This window comes from Streptomyces sparsogenes (assembly GCF_001704635.1).
Classification (GTDB): Bacteria; Actinomycetota; Actinomycetes; order Streptomycetales; family Streptomycetaceae; genus Streptomyces; species Streptomyces sparsogenes.
Window position 1 is genome coordinate 1 of the sequence record NZ_MAXF01000134.1, and the last position, 15,711, is coordinate 15,711.

The 15,711-nt window shown below is 74.2% G+C and carries 13 protein-coding genes; 3 read left to right on the forward strand and 10 right to left on the reverse strand.

Annotated features, from left to right (window positions below):
• The 4 genes from BBH68_RS27890 to BBH68_RS27905 all read right to left on the reverse strand — a co-directional run.
• Window positions 1–1,652 (reverse strand): glycoside hydrolase family 9 protein (locus BBH68_RS27890; protein WP_065966471.1); only part of this gene is annotated, 1,652 nt, incomplete at its 3' end.
• 202 nt (window positions 1,653–1,854) lie between these two features.
• Window positions 1,855–2,820 carry an HpcH/HpaI aldolase/citrate lyase family protein gene (locus tag BBH68_RS27895; protein ID WP_245738343.1) on the reverse strand — a complete coding sequence of 322 codons (966 nt, stop codon included), beginning with the start codon at window positions 2,818–2,820 and terminating at the stop codon, window positions 1,855–1,857.
• Window positions 2,810–4,039 (reverse strand): CaiB/BaiF CoA transferase family protein, encoded by a 1,230-nt coding sequence (locus BBH68_RS27900; RefSeq protein WP_065966472.1) that lies wholly within the window; start codon window positions 4,037–4,039, stop codon window positions 2,810–2,812. Before BBH68_RS27900 ends, BBH68_RS27895 begins: the two co-directional genes overlap by 11 nt.
• Before the next feature lie 82 nt (window positions 4,040–4,121).
• Window positions 4,122–5,078 carry a LysR family transcriptional regulator gene (locus tag BBH68_RS27905; RefSeq protein ID WP_065966482.1) on the reverse strand — a complete coding sequence of 319 codons (957 nt, stop codon included), beginning with the start codon at window positions 5,076–5,078 and terminating at the stop codon, window positions 4,122–4,124.
• Between the two features lie 148 nt (window positions 5,079–5,226).
• Between BBH68_RS27905 and BBH68_RS27910 the strand changes: the two genes are divergently transcribed.
• Complete coding sequence (locus tag BBH68_RS27910) at window positions 5,227–6,537, forward strand: CitMHS family transporter (protein WP_065966473.1); 1,311 nt, start codon at window positions 5,227–5,229, stop codon at window positions 6,535–6,537.
• Between the two features lie 144 nt (window positions 6,538–6,681).
• Here the strand turns inward: BBH68_RS27910 and BBH68_RS27915 are convergent, their stop codons facing one another.
• The 3 genes from BBH68_RS27915 to BBH68_RS27925 form a co-directional block, all read right to left on the reverse strand.
• A complete protein-coding gene (locus BBH68_RS27915) occupies window positions 6,682–7,743 on the reverse strand; it encodes a zinc-binding dehydrogenase (RefSeq protein ID WP_065966474.1) in 1,062 nt (353 codons plus the stop codon).
• A gap of 99 nt (window positions 7,744–7,842) precedes the next feature.
• A complete protein-coding gene (locus tag BBH68_RS27920; protein ID WP_065966475.1) occupies window positions 7,843–8,634 on the reverse strand; it encodes an SDR family NAD(P)-dependent oxidoreductase in 792 nt (263 codons plus the stop codon).
• Window positions 8,635–8,692: 58 nt separating this feature from the next.
• Window positions 8,693–9,988, reverse strand: coding sequence for an MFS transporter (locus tag BBH68_RS27925; protein ID WP_079151235.1), 1,296 nt, complete (start codon window positions 9,986–9,988; stop codon window positions 8,693–8,695).
• A gap of 92 nt (window positions 9,989–10,080) precedes the next feature.
• On the opposite strand from BBH68_RS27925, the gene BBH68_RS27930 reads away from it, so the two are divergent.
• A complete protein-coding gene (locus tag BBH68_RS27930; RefSeq protein ID WP_065966477.1) occupies window positions 10,081–10,659 on the forward strand; it encodes a helix-turn-helix domain-containing protein in 579 nt (192 codons plus the stop codon).
• Between the two features lie 30 nt (window positions 10,660–10,689).
• Here the strand turns inward: BBH68_RS27930 and BBH68_RS27935 are convergent, their stop codons facing one another.
• Entirely contained in the window at window positions 10,690–11,862 is a 1,173-nt protein-coding gene (locus BBH68_RS27935; protein WP_065966478.1) for an amidohydrolase family protein, read from the reverse strand.
• Window positions 11,862–13,220 (reverse strand): type I glutamate--ammonia ligase, encoded by a 1,359-nt coding sequence (locus BBH68_RS27940; protein WP_065966479.1) that lies wholly within the window; start codon window positions 13,218–13,220, stop codon window positions 11,862–11,864. Before BBH68_RS27940 ends, BBH68_RS27935 begins: the two co-directional genes overlap by 1 nt.
• Before the next feature lie 162 nt (window positions 13,221–13,382).
• Here BBH68_RS27940 and BBH68_RS27945 point away from each other — a divergent pair, with 162 nt between their 5' ends.
• Window positions 13,383–14,531 (forward strand): glycoside hydrolase family 88/105 protein, encoded by a 1,149-nt coding sequence (locus tag BBH68_RS27945; protein WP_065966480.1) that lies wholly within the window; start codon window positions 13,383–13,385, stop codon window positions 14,529–14,531.
• A gap of 100 nt (window positions 14,532–14,631) precedes the next feature.
• Here BBH68_RS27945 and BBH68_RS27950 read toward each other — a convergent pair.
• On the reverse strand, window positions 14,632–15,711 hold a 1,080-nt coding region (locus BBH68_RS27950; protein ID WP_065966483.1), incomplete at its 5' end, for a glycoside hydrolase family 27 protein.

Sequence of the window (15,711 nt, forward strand, 5' to 3'; positions counted from 1 at the left end):
GCGGGTTGGGAGGCGTCCGCCTGGTGGGCCCAGAAGCGGTGGTGCTGGTTGCGGGACGCCTGCTCCCCGTAGCCCGAGACATAGGACTGGCCCAGGGCGTTGCGGCCCAGCAGGTAGTCCAGCGCCTCCAGCGCCCCGTCGCGGTAGCGCCGCTGCCCGGTGAGTTCATAGGCGACGGCGATGACGCTCGCGTTGTTCGCCACCTGGCCGTTGGAGCCCCACACATAGCCGTCCGCCGGCAGCGGCACCGCGTAGCCCTGGCGGCCCATGGCGGCCAGATAGCCGTCGGCGGCCGAGACCACCGAGGCGCGGACCCGGGCCCCGTCGGCGGCGGCCAGCCCGTTCGGGACGGTGGCCAGGGTGATCCGGCCCAGGGCCGCGGTGTCGGCCCAGGCGAAGCCGAGCGGGGTGAACACGTCGGCCGAGGTGTGGAAGGGCGAGGAGGTGACCGCGTCGCGGTACCGGCGCTCCCCGGTGGTCGCGTACAGCTCGGCCGCCGCCCAGTAGAACTCGTCGCCGACCCGGGCGTCCCCGTACGCCCCGCCACCGGTGGCGTCCGAGTCCGGGGCGAGCACGTCCGGCTCGGCCTTCGCGGCGCTCCAGGCGCGGCGCGCGGAGGCCAGGCAGCGGGCGGCGAAGGCCTTGTCGTACGGCGCGAACACCCGCGCGCACTGGGCCGTGGCCGCCGCCAGGTTGAGCGTGGCCGCGGTCGACGGCGCGTGCAGCTCGCGAGGCTGGGAGTCCTGCTCGGGCCGGGTGGGCAGGCCGGTCCACTGAGCGTCGTGGATCTTGTGGAAGGCCATCCCGGCGTGCGGCTTGCCCTCCGGGACCTGCATCCGCATCAGGAACTCCAGCTCCCAGCGCGCCTCGTCCAGCACGTCGGGGACGCGGTTGCCGCGCTCGGGCACCCGCAGCGTGGCGTCCCCGAGCGCCGCCTGGTGTCCCGCGCGCTTGGCCCGCTCGAAGGAGTTCACCGTCTGCCACACCGAAATGCCGCCGTTGACCACGTACTTGCCGTGGTCACCGGCGTCGTACCAGCCGCCGCGGACATCCCGGGCGTAGTCGCACACCCCGGCCTGGCACGGAACGGCGGTGTCCCCCTGGTTGGGCGCGACCCCCAGGTGCCCGGCCGGCCGGGCGTACGCCGCTCCGCCGGCCAGCGACGCCTCGATCGGGATTCCGCTGCGCTGCTGGTAGAAGAAGTTCATCGTGTCCGCGCGCAGCCCGTCGTACAGATCGGCGCGGATGTCGAAGGGGTGGCTGACCCGGCCGTCCACGGTGAGGGTGTAGCCGGTGCCCCTGCCCCGGTACGAGGAGAAGTCCACCAGGTGCGTCGAGTCGCCCGACGCCGCGTCGGCGCCCCGCACGACGGTGGTGCCCGAGGCGGCCACCGCGCCCGTGGCGTCGCGCAGTTGCCAGGGCAGCGCGGTGGTGGCCGTGGTGACGACGGTGGCGCGCTTGGGGCCGTTGGGGAGGTAGCCCAGCTGGTTGACCCGGACGGCGTCCGGCGCCGCCGCGGCCGTGGCACCGGTGCGCGCCCCGGCCGGGGCCGCGGGGGCGGCGGGGGCGGACGGCGCGGTGATCAGTAACAGCGCGCCGGCCAGCAGCGCGGCGGCGGCGCGTGCGCCGTACGGACGGGGGCGAGCGGGCATCGGGGACCTTCCTTCGGTGTCTGAACGGGCGCGGACGTGCGGACACGGCGGGTGCGGGACCGGGGGCGTCGGGGCTGGGTGTGGGAGCGCTCCCAAATGTGTAGTCAGGTTGCCGGTGGGCGTCAAGGGGCCCGACGGGACGGAGTGACCGGCCGGGTGACGACCGGTCAGGCCGGCCCTGGGCGTCGCGGGGCGGGCGAGGTCAGGGCCGCCGCGCCCGCCGGGCGAGGGCGCGGCGCGCCGTCGCCGCCATCGCCTCGTCCACCATCCGCCCCTCGAACAGCACCGCGCCCTCGCCCCGCGCCTGCGCCGCCTCCACCGCCGCCACCAGCCGCTCGCAGCGCGCCAGCTCCCCGGCGTCCGGCGAGAACACCTCGTTGACCACCGGCACATGCGACGGGTGGATCACCGCCATCCCCTCGTATCCCAGGGCCCGGTTGCGCTCCGCGAAGGTCCGCAGCCCCGTCAGGTCGGCGACGTCGGCCCACAGCCCGGCCACCGGGTGGGGGCTGCCCGCCGCGCGCGCGTCCAGCAGCACCCGGGCGCGCAGGTGGTGGGTCTCCTCGCCGCCCGGGCTCCAGCGGTAGCCGACCGCGCGCTCCACGTCCCCGCCCGGGGCGGTCAGCGCGCCGAGGTGCGCCACCCGGCCGGCGGCCCGCCCGATGTCGTAGGCCTCGCGCAGCCCGCGCGCGGTCTCCAGCAGCGGCACCAGCGCGATCCGCCCCTCGGGCAGGCCGGCCTCGCGCTCGCACCACGCCAGCAGCCGGTCGGCGACCCGTACGTCGTCGGCGTGGTCCACCTTCGGCAGCACCACTCCGTACAGCCCGGGCCCGGCCACCGCGCGCAGGTCCTCGGCGCCCGCCCAACCCGCCGCGCGGTCCAGCGGGTTGATCCGTACGAACAGCCGCATCGGCCCCGGGGCCCGGGCCGCCCGCTCCACCGCCTCGGCCACCGCCTTCCGCGCCGCCTCCTTGGCGCCCGCCGGGACCGCGTCCTCCAGGTCGAGGATCGCCGCGTCGGCGCCGGCCGCCTCGGCCTTGGCCAGCCAGCCCGTCTTGCCGCCGGGGACGAAGAGCAGCGAGCGCAGCGGCTCCCGGCCGCGGTCCCGGTCCCCGTCCCGGCCGCTGCTCCGGTCGTGGTCCCGGCCCCGGTCCCGGTCAGATGACACCCTCGCCCTCCAGCTTCGCCAGCCGCTCCCCGTCGATGCCCAGCCACCGCCCGTAGACCAGCTCGTTGTCCGCGCCCAGCGCGGGGCCGGTCCGCCACACCCCGCCGGGGTTGCGGCGGAAGTGCGGCAGCGCGGCCTGCATCCGGACGGGGCCGAGGTCGGGGTCGTCGACGGTGACGACGTCCTCCCGCTCCGCGTAGACCGGATCGGCGACGATGTCCGCCGCGCTGAACACCCGGGAGGCCACCACCTCGGCGCGCTCGAAGGCCGCCAGACACTCCTCCGCCGGGCGCGCGGCCACCCACTCGCGCAGCGCGTGATCCAGCCGCTCCCGCCCGGCGTGCTGCGCCTCCACGGTCGCGTACTCCGCCTCGTCCAGGCCCAGCAGCCGCACCACGTTGAGCACCGACCGGGTGGTGGCCGAGGTGACCGTCAGCCAGTCGCCGTCGCCGCTGCGGTAGGTGTTGATGACGGCGGCGGGCGCGACGGCGAGCTGGTTGCCGGCCCGCTCCGGGGCCGCGCCCAGCTGGTCGTACGCGATGATCTGCCACTCCACCAGCCGGAACAGCGGCTCGAAGAGGGCCAGGTCGATCCATTCGCCGTCGAAGTCCGGATCGGTGTCGCGGCGGTGCAGCGCGGCCAGGATCGCGAAGGCGCCCATCAGGCCCGTGACCGCGTCCCCGTGGGAGAAGCCGGTGTGCACGGGCGGCCCGTCCGGGAAGCCGGTCAGGTGCACCACCCCGCTGCGGGCCTCGCCCATCTTGCCGAAGCCGGGGGCGTCGGCCCGCGAGGAGGTCGCGCCGAAGCCGGAGATCTGCAGCAGGATCGCCTTCGGGTTGACGGCGTGCACGGCCTCCCAGTCGAGGCCCCAGGCGCGCAGCCGCCCCGCGCGCAGGGTCACGATCACCACATCGGCCCAGGCGATGAGGTCGTGGGCGATCCGCCGCCCCTCCTCGTGGTGCAGATCCAGGGTGACGGAGCGCTTGTTGCGGCCCGCGACCTTGAACCACAGCGGCACCCCGTCGCGCCGCGGCCCCATGGCCCGGGCCGCGTCGCCCGCGCCGGGGGGCTCCACGTGCACCACGTCGGCCCCCTGGTCGGCGAGCATCGCCCCGGCGAGGGGGCCCGCGACGACATGGGCGAACTCCACCACCTTCAAGCCGGTCAGCTGTCCCCGCTGTCCCTGCTGTCCCCTAGGTGTGCGGCTGTCGTTGTCCATGGGGATCAGGCTGCGGGGTCGCGCATATGCGGGTCCAGCAATTAAGAGGCATCAATTCATGCGGATCTCACAAGAGTTCCGCTCACGACGCCTCGCCCTCCTCCCAGAAGACCCCGTCGGGCAGCCCGTGGCCGCACCCCGGCCGCAGGCCCGCGCCGCGGAACTCCTCCAACTGCTCCAGGAAGCGGCGCGCCCCCGGCGGAAGCGCCCGGCGCGCCGGAAGCACCACATGCAGCCGCCGTTCGACCACCGGGTCCACCAGCGGGCGCCGCACCAGCTTCCCGGGCGCCACCAGCGGATGCACCAGGGCGGGCATGGCGGACACCCCGAGCCCCGCCGCGACGAGACCGCCCACCGTCGCCACGCTGGAGGCCTCCGCCGCCGGGTCCGCCGACAGGCCCGCCTGGGCGAAGGCGGCGTCCGTCATCCGGCGCACGCTGGAGTCCGCGCCGACCGCCAGGAACGGCTCGCGGCCCAGGTCCTCCCAGCTCACCTCGGACCGCTCGGCGAGCGGGTGGTGTTCGGGGAGCACGGCGTCGAAACGGTCCCGGACCAGCGGGCGCAGCCGTATCCCGGCCGTGCGCCGCGCCACCGTGGACACCGCGAAGTCCGCGTCGCCGTCCACGACCCGCTGAAGCACCGGGCGTTCCAGGCCGTCCAGCAGCCGCACGGTCATCTGCGGGCGCCGCGCGCGGAAGGCGGAGATCACCGGCGGCAGCAGCACGGCCGCCACCGAGGGCAGGGTGGACAGCGCCACCGTGCCCCGCTCGCCCGAGACATAGCGGCCCAGCTGCGCCAGCCCCGCCCGGTGCGCGGAGAGGATCTGGTCCGCTATCCGCAGCGCCTCCGCCCCGGCCGGGGTCAGCCGCACATTGCGGGTGTCCCGCTCCAGCAGCCGCATGCCGAGCGTGCGCTCCAGGTCCGCGACCGCGCGGCTCAGCGAGGACTGGGACAGGTGCAGTTCGGCCGCGGCGGCGGTGAAGCTCTCGGCACGGGCCACCGCGGCGTACGCCGCGAGCTGGCGCAGAGTGACGTCCATCATGAAGCGGGAGAGTAGACGCGCGAGGCAGGCCAGGGAACTGTTGCGCTAAACGCATGGACAGATCTGTGTTCGATGCTGGACGCGGATCTTTCGCCGCTCGGAAACTCAACGGGCAACATCCGAGGAAGAAAGAGAGCGAGCGGCCATGCTGGCAGCACTGGGCTTCTGCACGATCGGCGGCTTCCTGCTGCTCACCATGACCAAACGGGTCTCGGTGCTGGTCGCCCTGGTCCTCACCCCGGTGGTCACCGCGGTCATCGGCGGATACGGGGACGACCTGGGCCCGATGGCGCTGGACGGGCTGTCCAAGGTGGCGCCCACCGGCATCATGATCGCCTTCGCGGTGCTCTACTTCAGCCTGATGGTGGACGCGGGCCTGTTCGAGCCGCTGATCCGCGGCATCCTGCGGGTCGCCCGCAGGGACCCGCTGCGCATCACCGTCGGCACCGCCGTCCTGACGATATGCGTGGCGCTCGACGGCGACGGCGCCTCCACCTTCCTCATCACCATCTCCGCGCTGCTGCCCGTCTACCGGCGCCTGGGCATGAGCCGGCTGGTGCTCGCCGGGGTGGTCGGCCTCGGCGCGGGCGTGATGAACATGGTGCCGTGGGGCGGCCCCACCGCCCGCGCGGCCGCCGCGCTGAAGCTGGACACCTCCGAGGTGATCACCCCGCTGTTGCCCGCACTCGCCGCGGGCATCGCCTGGGTGCTGCTGGCCGCCTGCCTCATCGGCCGCCGCGAGCGCCGCCGGCTCGGCGAGCTCGGCACGCCCCGGCCCGACGAGGTCGCGGTCGGCGACGGCCCCGGCACCCCCCGGGTGGCCCCCGCCAGGGCCGGCACCGCGCTGACGGTCTTCAACCTGACGCTCACCCTCGTCCTGCTGGTCTGCCTGGTCCTGGAGGCCATGCCGCTGCCCGTCCTGTTCGTCCTCGCCTTCGTCGTCGCGCTGCTGGTCAACCACCCCGGCTGGGAGGAGCAGCAGGCCCTGCTGGAGAAGCACGGCAACAGCGTGGTGCTGGTCACCACCATGATCTTCGCCGCGGGGGTGTTCACCGGCATCCTCACCGGCACCGGAATGATCGAGAAGATGGCCCACGCGATGGTCGAGGTGATCCCCGACGGCCTCGGCGGCCATCTGCCCGTGCTGGTCGCGGTCACCAGCATGCCGCTGAGCCTCGTCTTCACCCCCGACGCCTACTACTTCGGCATCCTGCCGGTGCTCGCCGGCACCGCCGACTCCTTCGGCACCGACCCGGCCGAGATCGCCCGCGCCGCCGTCCTCGGCCAGATGACCACCGGCTTCCCGCTCAGCCCGCTCACCGCCGCCACCTTCATCCTGCTCGGCATGAGCGGCGTACAGCTCGGCGAACACCAGCGGTTCATCTTCCGCTGGGCCTTCGGCACCACGCTCGTGATGACCGCGGCCGCCCTGCTGACCGGCGCCCTCCCGCTGTGACGGCAACCACGGCTCGCGGCCGTACCCCGGGCGGGCGCCCGCGCCCGGCACGGGCGGGGGACCGTCTCCTGCGTCGAGGTGACCCACGCCCGGGTCGGGCTCACCGGCGACACGGTACGGATCCCCGGCCGAGCCCGCGGGCCGTCACCGCGGGGCGGCCGGGCGCCGGGGCTCGATGACCGTGACCCCGGCGCCCCTCGCCGCCGCCATCGCCATCAGGGCCTCGGGCACCTCGTCGAGCCCGATGACATCGGTGACCAGGAGATCCGGCCGCAGGGTCCCGGCCTCGACCATCTCCATCATCGGACCGTACGCGTGCGCCGCCATGCCGTGGCTGCCCAGCAGCCGCAGTTCGAGCGCGATGACCCGGTCCATCGGCAGCATCGGGCTCCCCGCGGCCGGCGGCAGCAGGCCGACCTGCACATGGCGCCCGTGCCGCCGCAGGCTGTTGACGGACGCGGCGCAGGTCCGCGGGGAGCCCAGCGCGTCGAGCGAGACATGGGCGCCCCCACCGGTCGCGTCGGCGACCGCGTCCGCCACCGACCCCAGCGTCGAGGCCGCGTCCACGCACACCTCCGCCCCGAACCGCCGGGCCAGGGCCAGGGCCGGCGGCGAGATGTCCACCGCCACCACGCGCGCCCCCGCCGCGGCCGCGATCATGACCGCGGACAGCCCCACCCCGCCGCACCCGTGCACCGCCACCCACTCGCCCGGCGCCACCCGGCCCTGCGCCACCACCGCGCGGAAGGCCGTCGCGAAGCGGCAGCCCAGACCGGCGGCCGTGGTGAACGGCAACTCGCCGCGTATGCCCACCAGGTTCACATCGGCGTTCTCGATCGCCACGAACTGGGCGAAGGAGCCCCAGTGGGTGAAGCCCGGCTGCGTCTGCCGCTCGCACACCTGCTGCGCGCCGTCCGCGCAGGCGGCGCAGCGCCCGCAGGCGCAGACGAACGGGACCGTGACGCGCTGACCGGGGCGCCAGTTCAGCACCTCCGGCCCCACCTCCTCGACCACGCCCGCCAGCTCGTGGCCGGGCACATGCGGCAGCCGGATGCCGGGGTCGTGCCCCATCCAGCCGTGCCAGTCGCTGCGGCACAGCCCGGTCGCCTCGACCCGGATGACCGCGCCGCGCCTCGAGGGGGCCGGATCCTGGACGTCCCGGACCTCGGGTTTGCGCCCGAAGGCGTCGAACACCACAGCACGCATGGACCCGCTCCCTCGCTCAGCCGCACTTGGTGGGGGCGGTAGAACCTACACCACCTTCCCGCCGCGCCGACCGGCCCCGCCGCCGGCGGCGGGGCCGGCTCAGCGCTTGTCGCGCTGGCCCTCGGCCATCCGGCGCGTCGTGCGGTCGGCCCCGGCGCCGCGCTGGGCCGCCGCCGCCAGGCTCGGGAAGAGCCCGCCCAGGGCGCTGCCCAGGCGCAGTTCGAGCGGGGCGATGTTCACCTCGGCGCGGTCCCGCTCGATGGCCCGCAGGGTCGCCGCCGCGACCTGGCGGGCGCTGACCGTACGGACGCCGGCGGGCGGGGTGGCGCCGGAGTCCGCGAACATCCCGGCGTCGCGCACGAACCCCGGCTGCACCACCGAGACCCCCACCCCGGTGCCGTGCAGGTCCTGGCGCAGTCCGAGCGCGAAGCCGCGCAGCCCGAACTTGGCCGCGTTGTAGAGCGCCGCCCCCGGGGAGGCGGTACGCCCCGACAGCGAGCCGACCATGACGATATGGCCGGAACCCGCCGTCACCATGCGCGGGGCCAGCGCCCGGGTCAGCTGGAGCGGGGCGCGCAGATTGACCTCCAGCGCGCGGTCGAGCTCCTCGGGGGCGAAGCCGAGGACCTCGCCGCTGGCGGGCAGCGCCGCGTTGGCGATGAGGATGTCGGTCTCCGCTGCCTCGGCGATCAGCCGCTCCACCTGGGCCCGGTCGGCCAGGTCGGCGACGATCGCCCGGGCGCCCAGCCGGTCGGCCAGCGGCCGCAGTACGTCCTCGCGCCGGCCGGTGAGCAGCAGCCTGGCCCCCCTGGCCTTCAGGGCGCGGGCCAGTGACTGCCCGATGCCTCCGGTCGCTCCGGTGAGCAGGACGGTCGCGCCGCCGATCCGCATGGGTTTCTCCTCCGCGTAGGGCTGGTCCGGGGTGGTGGCCGGCCGGGGTGGCCGCCGGTCACCGCTGGGCTCCCTCAGGGTCCACCCGGGCCGTGGCGGTGCCGTGCGCCGAACGGATGGTAGCCGAGGCCGCGTCCGCCGCCGCGCGTCCCGCCGGGCGGGCCTGTCGCGCCCGGTCGAGGAGAACGAGGGGCACGGCGGCCGCGGCGAGGGCGGCCCCGATCAGGCAGACCGAGGTGAGAGCGGCGCCTTGGGAGAGTGAGGCGGCCGCGAGCACGGGGGTGACGCTGATGCCCAGTTGGAACGCCGAGACAGTGGTGGCGCCGGCGAGGGTCGGCGCCTCGGCCGCGATGGCGAAGACGCGTCCGTAGACGGCGGGGTTCAGCACGAACGCGGCGACGCCGGACAGGAACACCGTGGGCACCACCGCCCACGCCCGGTGGATCGCGGCGACCATCACGACCGACAGGAGCACGGTCGCCGACGCGCCGGTGAGGAGCGCGAGGTGCGGCCGCCGGTCGGAGACACGGCCGCCGATGGACAGGCCGGCGAAGGCCCCGATCCCGAACAGCGCGAGGATCGCCGGGATCCACGCCTCGGGGAGGGCCGTGATGTCCGCGAGCATCGCCGCCAGGTAGTTGAACGTGATCATGTACGCCGCGGTGGTGAGGATCGTGATCCCGTAGATGCCCCACAACGCCGGCTTCCGCATCGTGGCCAGCTCCCGCGCCACGCTCGGCCCGCCGGTCCGGTCGGTGCGCGGATCGGCAGGGGGGAGCCCGAGGAGGCAACCGGCGATCCCCGCGACCGTCAGGGCCACCACGGCCCAGAAGCCGCCGCGCCAATCGGTGAAGTGGCTGAGCAGGGTGCCCGCGGGACCGCCGGCGACCATGGCCACGCTCAGCCCGCTGACCACGACTCCCGAGGCGCGGGCGTTGCGGTCCGGCGTCACCAGGCCGATGGCGGTCACCGACGCGACGGCGAAGAAGCCCGCGTAGGCGATGCCCGATATCACCCTGGTGACCAGCATGACCCGGTAGTCGCCCAGCAGTCCGGCGGCGAGGCCGGCGGCGAAGACGCCCTGGGTCGCCACCAGGGCGGTGCGGCGAGGCCAGTGCAGACTGAGCACGGCGAACGGCGGCCCGCCGATCACCACGCCCAGCGCGAACGCGGTGATCAGGAACCCGGCCGAGGAGAGCGTGACGTCCAGGTCACCGGCCACCGCCGGCAGCACGCCGGCCATCAGAAACTCCGCGCTTCCCATCGCGAACAGGCAGAACCCCAGCAGGTACACCCCGGCGGGCAGCCTGTCGGAGCGGCTGTTCCGGGGTGTCGCGGCCCTTGTCGTATCCATGCGGATCACCTCCATGGAGAGGATCGGAACGGACCACCGCTTTCGACAAAGGGCCTTGCCGATTCCGGGACACATTGGTTTGACTGCGCTCCATGGACGAACAACCCAGCGTCGGTGCCGTGATCGAGCAGATCGCCCCCCGGCTACGGCGTGCCCGCCAGAAGAAGGGCGTCAGCCTCGCCGACCTCGCGCGCGCCACCGGCATCTCGACCAGCACCCTGTCGCGCCTCGAATCGGCTCAGCGCAAGCCGAGCCTCGAACTGCTCCTGCCGATCACCGCCGCGCTCGGCATCCCCCTCGACGAGGTCGTCGCCGCGCCCCGGATCCTGGACCCGCGCGTGCCGCAGCGGCCCACCCGCAAGGACGGCCGGGTGCTGATCCCGTTGTCGCGCCGGCAGGGGGAGCCACGCGCCTACAAGATGACCATCCCCGCGCACGACGAACAGCCCCATCTGCGCACCCACACGGGTTACGAATGGCTCTACGTGCTCCGCGGCCGGCTCCGCGTCCGGCTGGGCGACCAGGACTTCGTCATGGGAGCCGGCGAGGCGGCCGAGTTCGACTGCCAGATCCCGCACTGGTTCGGCGCCGCGGGACGCGGCAGCGTGGAGGTGCTCAGCCTCTTCGGAAAGCAGGGGGAGCGCATCCACCTCCGCACCCCGGGACGCTGACGCGGCCCGGAAGGCCCTGCCCCGCGACGCCTAGGTGCCGTCGGCGAGGGTGTCGTCGGCGACGGTGCCGCCGCGCCCGTAGACCCGGCGCGCGTTGTCCGCGGCCACCAGGGCCGCCACCCGCTCCGCGTCCGCCGCGCACCAGGCGCCGTCGCGGACCCAGCGGGCCGACGTCGCGTCCAGGGCCTCGAGGAACAGCCGCGCCCCGACCAGGTACAGCTCCGGCAGGCCGTGGGCGTCGGTGGAGAAGAGCACCTTGCCGAAGGGGGCCAGCTCCAGCACCTCCGCCAGCACCGCCCCGGCCCGCGCCCCGGTGTGGGTCAGCGCCAGGCCCACGTCGGCGTAGACATGCGGGAACACCGCGGCCAGATAGGCGGCGCCGCGGTGGTACGGATAGCCGTGCAGCAGCACCAGCCGGCATCCGGTGGGGCGTACGGCGCGAACGAAGTCGGTGAGCAGCAGCGGGTCGCAGCGGTCCAGGCGCAGATCCGGGTCGCCGAACCCGGTGTGCAGCTGCAGCGGCAGGGCGGTGCGCACGGCGGCCCACAGCAGGTGGCGCAGCAGGACCGGGTCGGCGACCCGGGCCGCGCCCGGGTCGCCGGTGGCGCGGGCGGTCAGCCAGCGGTCGGCCGCCGCGCGCAGCGGGGCCGGCGCGGGCGGGGTGGGCGCCAGGTCCAGGCCGTGGCGGTAGGCGGCCACCGACTTGAAGGCGGCGGCGGTGCGCGCGGCCTCGCGCACCGCGCCGTCGAGCGAGGCCAGGAAGGAGTCGGTGGTCCGCGAGGTGTCCGCGACCCGCTCCGCGAGGTGTTCCAGCCGGACGATCTCGCGCGCCGTGCCCCCCGCGGCCTCGGCCAGCTCCCGGGGGCTGGTCAGATGCCCGGGCAGCCCGGTGTCCACCAGGAACTCGGTGATCCCGGCGGCGCGCAGCAGCCGCCGGGTGACCTCCGCCGCGCCCAGCTCCCGCCGCCGCGCGAGATAGCGCTCGGGCGGGCAGTGGGGTGGAAGGCCCAGCAGCGGCGGGCACCAGCGGCGCACCGCGAACCCCAGCTGGGTGTCGAAGTAGCTGGTGCCGGGCGCGGCGGGGGCGTCCGACTCGGTGAGGTACGCCTCGAACGCGGCGGCGTCCAGCTCGCCGCGCACCACGCCGTGGCAGTGGTGGTCCACCAGGGGCGGCGCGGGCCGCGCCGCGCCGGGGGCGGCCATCAGTACCGCCCGCGGGTGGCCGTGGCGATGTCCTGCGGGCTCGCCCCCGAGAACAGCTCCGCCTCGGCGCGGCGCACGGCGGCGATGGACTCGAAGAGCGGGTCGCCCAGCGCCTCGCGGAGCGTGTCCGAGGCCTCGAAGTGTTCCAGGGCGGCGGGCAGCGAGGTGGGCAGCCGCTTCTCGCGGCCTTCCCGCGCCGGATCCCCGGCCACCGGAGGGGGCAGGGTCAGCCCGGAGTCGAGTCCGGCGAGCCCGGCGGCGATGACCGCGCCGGTGGCCAGATACGGATTGGCCGCCTGGTCGAAGCACTTGACCTCGGCGTTGGCCCCGCCGGGGTCCTCCGGCGCCCCGGCGACGAAGCGCAGCGCGGCCTCGCGGTTCTCCAGGCCCCAGCACTGGTAGGCGCCGGCCCAGCGGGAGGGCTCAAGACGCAGATAGCTCGCCGGGGACGGGGCGCCGACGGCCAGCAGGGCGGGCAGCGCGCGCAGCACCCCGGCCAGGAAGGCCTCGCTGGTCGCCGTCATGCCGCACGGTCCGTCCCCGCCCCGGCACAGGTTGCGGTCGCCCTGCCACAGGCTCAGATGCAGATGGCCGCCGCTGCCGACGGCGCCCGGGGTGACCACGGGGGCGAAGGACGGCTCCAGGCCGTGCTGGGCGCTCACGCCCCGGATCGTCTGGCGCACCAGCACGGCGAGGTCGGCCGCGCCGACCGGGTCGGCGGGCGCCACGGACACCTCGAACTGCCCGGGGGCGTACTCGGGGTGCAGTTGCAGGACCTCGACCCGCTGGGCCTGGAGGGCGTCGAGCACGTCCGCGAGGTAGTCGGACAGGTCCACCAGGCGGGTCATCCCGTACGCGGGCCCCGCGGTGGGGTAGCGCGGCTCCCGCTCCGGCGCGCCGGCGGTGGTGACCACCCACTCGGTCTCGAAGCCCATGAGCACCCCGATGCCGCGCTCCCGGGCCCGCTCGGCCATGCGGTGGGCGAACCGGCGCTGGCAGACCGGGTGCTCGCGCCCGCTCACGTCGTAGCGGTCGGCGGGGGCCCAGGCCCAGCGGGGCTGGGCGGCCAGGGGGGTGAGCCGGTCGAGGTCGGGGAAGAGCCGCAGATCCCCGTCGGGGCCGCCGACGTGGCGGCTGGTGGTCATGGAGTCGTCGACGAGGTAGACGTCGAAGACGGGGGACATGCCGACGCCCCACTGGACGGCGTGTTCCAGCCGGGTGGCGGGGACGGCCTTCACGCGGGTCAGGCCCGCGTTGTCCACCCAGGTCAGCGCGGTGCCGACGATCCCCTGCGCGGTCAGCCGCCCGGCCTCCTCGCGCGCTCGCGCCCGTGCCTGCTCGCGCTGTTCGGTGTCCACGGGCGGCTCCTGTCCGGTGGGCGCTCATCCGGTGTGTTCGCGGGTCCTCGACGTCTAACGCGCGGGGCTCGCGAGCGTTACGATTCGTGACATGCTCAGATCAAGCTTATCGAACCCGGACATCACCTCGAACCCGGAAACCACCCACTCGGGAGCCGACCAGTGATCAGACGCAGGACCGTCCTCGCGAGCACCCTGGGCCTCACCGGCGGACTCGCGCTCGGCACCGCCGGGGCCGCCGCCGCGGCCCCGGCCGACTGGTCCCGGGCCGTGGTGGACTCCACCATCGCCCGCAACCCCGACCCGAAGTCCCTCGGCGGCTGGGGCTACACCCGCGGGCTGTTCCTCTACGGCGCCTACCGCGTCTACCAGCGGGTCAAGGAGCCGGCCTACCTCGCGTACATCAAGCGGTGGGTGGACTACTACGTGGACGCGGACGGCCACATCAACCACAGCTTCGACAACCTCGACGCCATGCAGTGCGGCAACCTGCTGCTGATCCTCCACCGGGAGACCGGCGATCCGCGGTACCGCGCCGCCGCCGACCAGATCCGCACCCGCATCACGACCTACCCGCGCACCGCCGACGGCGGCATGTGGCACTCCACCGGCAAGACCAACGAGCTGTGGGCGGACGGGGTCTTCATGGCCCAGCCGTTCCTGCTGCGCCACGGCATCGCGTACGGGGGCGAGGCGTACGCGTACGACGAGGTCACCCGCAACCTGGCCGTGTACTTCCGCCACCTCAAGGCGTCCAACGGGCTCCTCTACCACGCGTACGACGCGGACGGTGACGCCCCCTGGTCGCCGGACCCCGCCACCGGCACCTCCGCCTTCCACTGGGCCCGGGCCATCGGCTGGACCGCGATGACCCACATCGAGGTGCTGGACCTGCTGCCGGTGGACCACCCCCGGCGGGCCGAGCTGATCGCCAACGTCAGACACCTGGCCAAGGGGTTCGTCCGCTACCAGGACCGGAGCACCGGCCGCTGGTTCCAGGTGGTGGACAAGGGCGGTGAGGCGGGCAACTGGACCGAGACCTCCGCCTCCAGCATGTACACCCTGATGCTCCACGCGGCGCTGGAGCGCAAATACATCGCCGGGGGCGACTACGTGTCCGCGGCGCGGCGGGGCTACCAGGGCGTCCTGAAGAAGGTGAGCGTCAACGCGGACGGGCTGACCGACATCGCCGACATCAGCGAGGGCACCAACGTCGGCGACCTGGCCTATTACCTCGGCCGCAAGCGCAACACCAACGATCTCCACGGCCTGGGCGCCTTCCTGCTCATGAACGAGCGGCTCGCACACTGACCACCCACCCGTCGCGCTCCGCGGGACACCGCGGAGCGCGACACGAGGGGTCGACCACGGGCTCGTACGCCCTGGAGTCGGGGGGTGGGGCGGTCGGGGTTCAGCCGCGGGAGACCCGGAACACCACCGTGCCGTGCGCGGGCACCGAGGCGCTGATCGCACCCGTCGTGGTGGTGGTGGCCTTGGACCACAGGTCCTTGAGGCGGTACGAGGACGAGCCGCCGAGGCCGATCGCGGAGGCCGTGGTGGAGACGGTGGCGCTGGAGGAGTTCTCGTTGAGCAGGGCCACGGCCCGGTCACCGTTGGCCAGTTGCCTGGCGTACACGACCTTGCCGCCGCTGGAGGAGACGATGGTCGCCTGCTTGCCCAGGGTGTCCTGGTCCACCGCGATCAGGTCGGTGTTCTTCAGGATCGACGTGGTGGTGGCGGAGGCGTTCCGGATGTCGCTGCCGATGAGCAGTGGCGCCGCCATCATCGCCCACAGGCTGAAGTGGGTGCGGTACTCGGTGGCGGTCATCCCGCCGTTGCCGACCTCCAGCATGTCCGGGTCGTTCCAGTGGCCGGGGCCCGCGTACCGCGCGAGGTCGTCGTTGATGTGCACCTTGCCGATCATGCTGGACCACGTGTCGCTGATGTCGCCGGTGGTGCGCCACAGATTCCCGACCGGCTCGCCCCAGGTCCACACCTTGGGGTCGGTCTGGCCCCATTCGCAGATGCTGTACGCGATCTTCCGGCCGCTGGCCGCGAGCGCGTCGCGCATGGCCTTGTAGCGCTGCTGGGCGTCCACGCCCTGGTTGTTGCAGTTGTCGTACTTGAGGTAGTCCACGCCCCAGGACGCGAACAGCTTGGCGTCCTGCTTCTCGTGGTTCAGCGCCCCGGGGAAGCCACCGCCGCCGTTGCAGGTCTTGGTGCCGGCGCTGGTGTAGATGCCGAACTTCAGGCCCTTGGAGTGAACGTAGTCCGCCACGGCCTTGATGCCGTTGGGGAAGCGGGTGCGGTTGGGCACCAGATCGCCGTTCGCGTTCCGGCTCGGCTCCGCCCAGCAGTCGTCGATGTTGACGTACTCGTAGCCGACGTCCTTGAGGCCGAGCGAGACGAAGGCGTCGGCGACCCCCTTGACCATCGACTCGTTGAACGAGGCGTCGCAGTGGGTGGCGTTCCAGTTGTTGAAGCCCATGGG

What these genes read in the sequence shown, in the direction of transcription:
- BBH68_RS27905 (WP_065966482.1), bottom strand. Translation starts at nt 5,078, where the DNA reads ATGGACGTCACTCTGCGCCAGCTCGCGGCGTACGCCGCGGTGGCCCGT.
- BBH68_RS27920 (WP_065966475.1), bottom strand. Translation starts at nt 8,634, where the DNA reads ATGCGGATCGGCGGCGCGACCGTCCTGCTCACCGGAGCGACCGGAGGC.
- BBH68_RS27925 (WP_079151235.1), bottom strand. Translation starts at nt 9,988, where the DNA reads ATGGATACGACAAGGGCCGCGACACCCCGGAACAGCCGCTCCGACAGG.
- BBH68_RS27935 (WP_065966478.1), bottom strand. Translation starts at nt 11,862, where the DNA reads ATGGCCGCCCCCGGCGCGGCGCGGCCCGCGCCGCCCCTGGTGGACCAC.
- BBH68_RS27900 (WP_065966472.1), bottom strand. Translation starts at nt 4,039, where the DNA reads ATGGACAACGACAGCCGCACACCTAGGGGACAGCAGGGACAGCGGGGA.
- BBH68_RS27930 (WP_065966477.1), top strand. Translation starts at nt 10,081, where the DNA reads ATGGACGAACAACCCAGCGTCGGTGCCGTGATCGAGCAGATCGCCCCC.
- BBH68_RS27915 (WP_065966474.1), bottom strand. Translation starts at nt 7,743, where the DNA reads ATGCGTGCTGTGGTGTTCGACGCCTTCGGGCGCAAACCCGAGGTCCGG.
- BBH68_RS27910 (WP_065966473.1), top strand. Translation starts at nt 5,227, where the DNA reads ATGCTGGCAGCACTGGGCTTCTGCACGATCGGCGGCTTCCTGCTGCTC.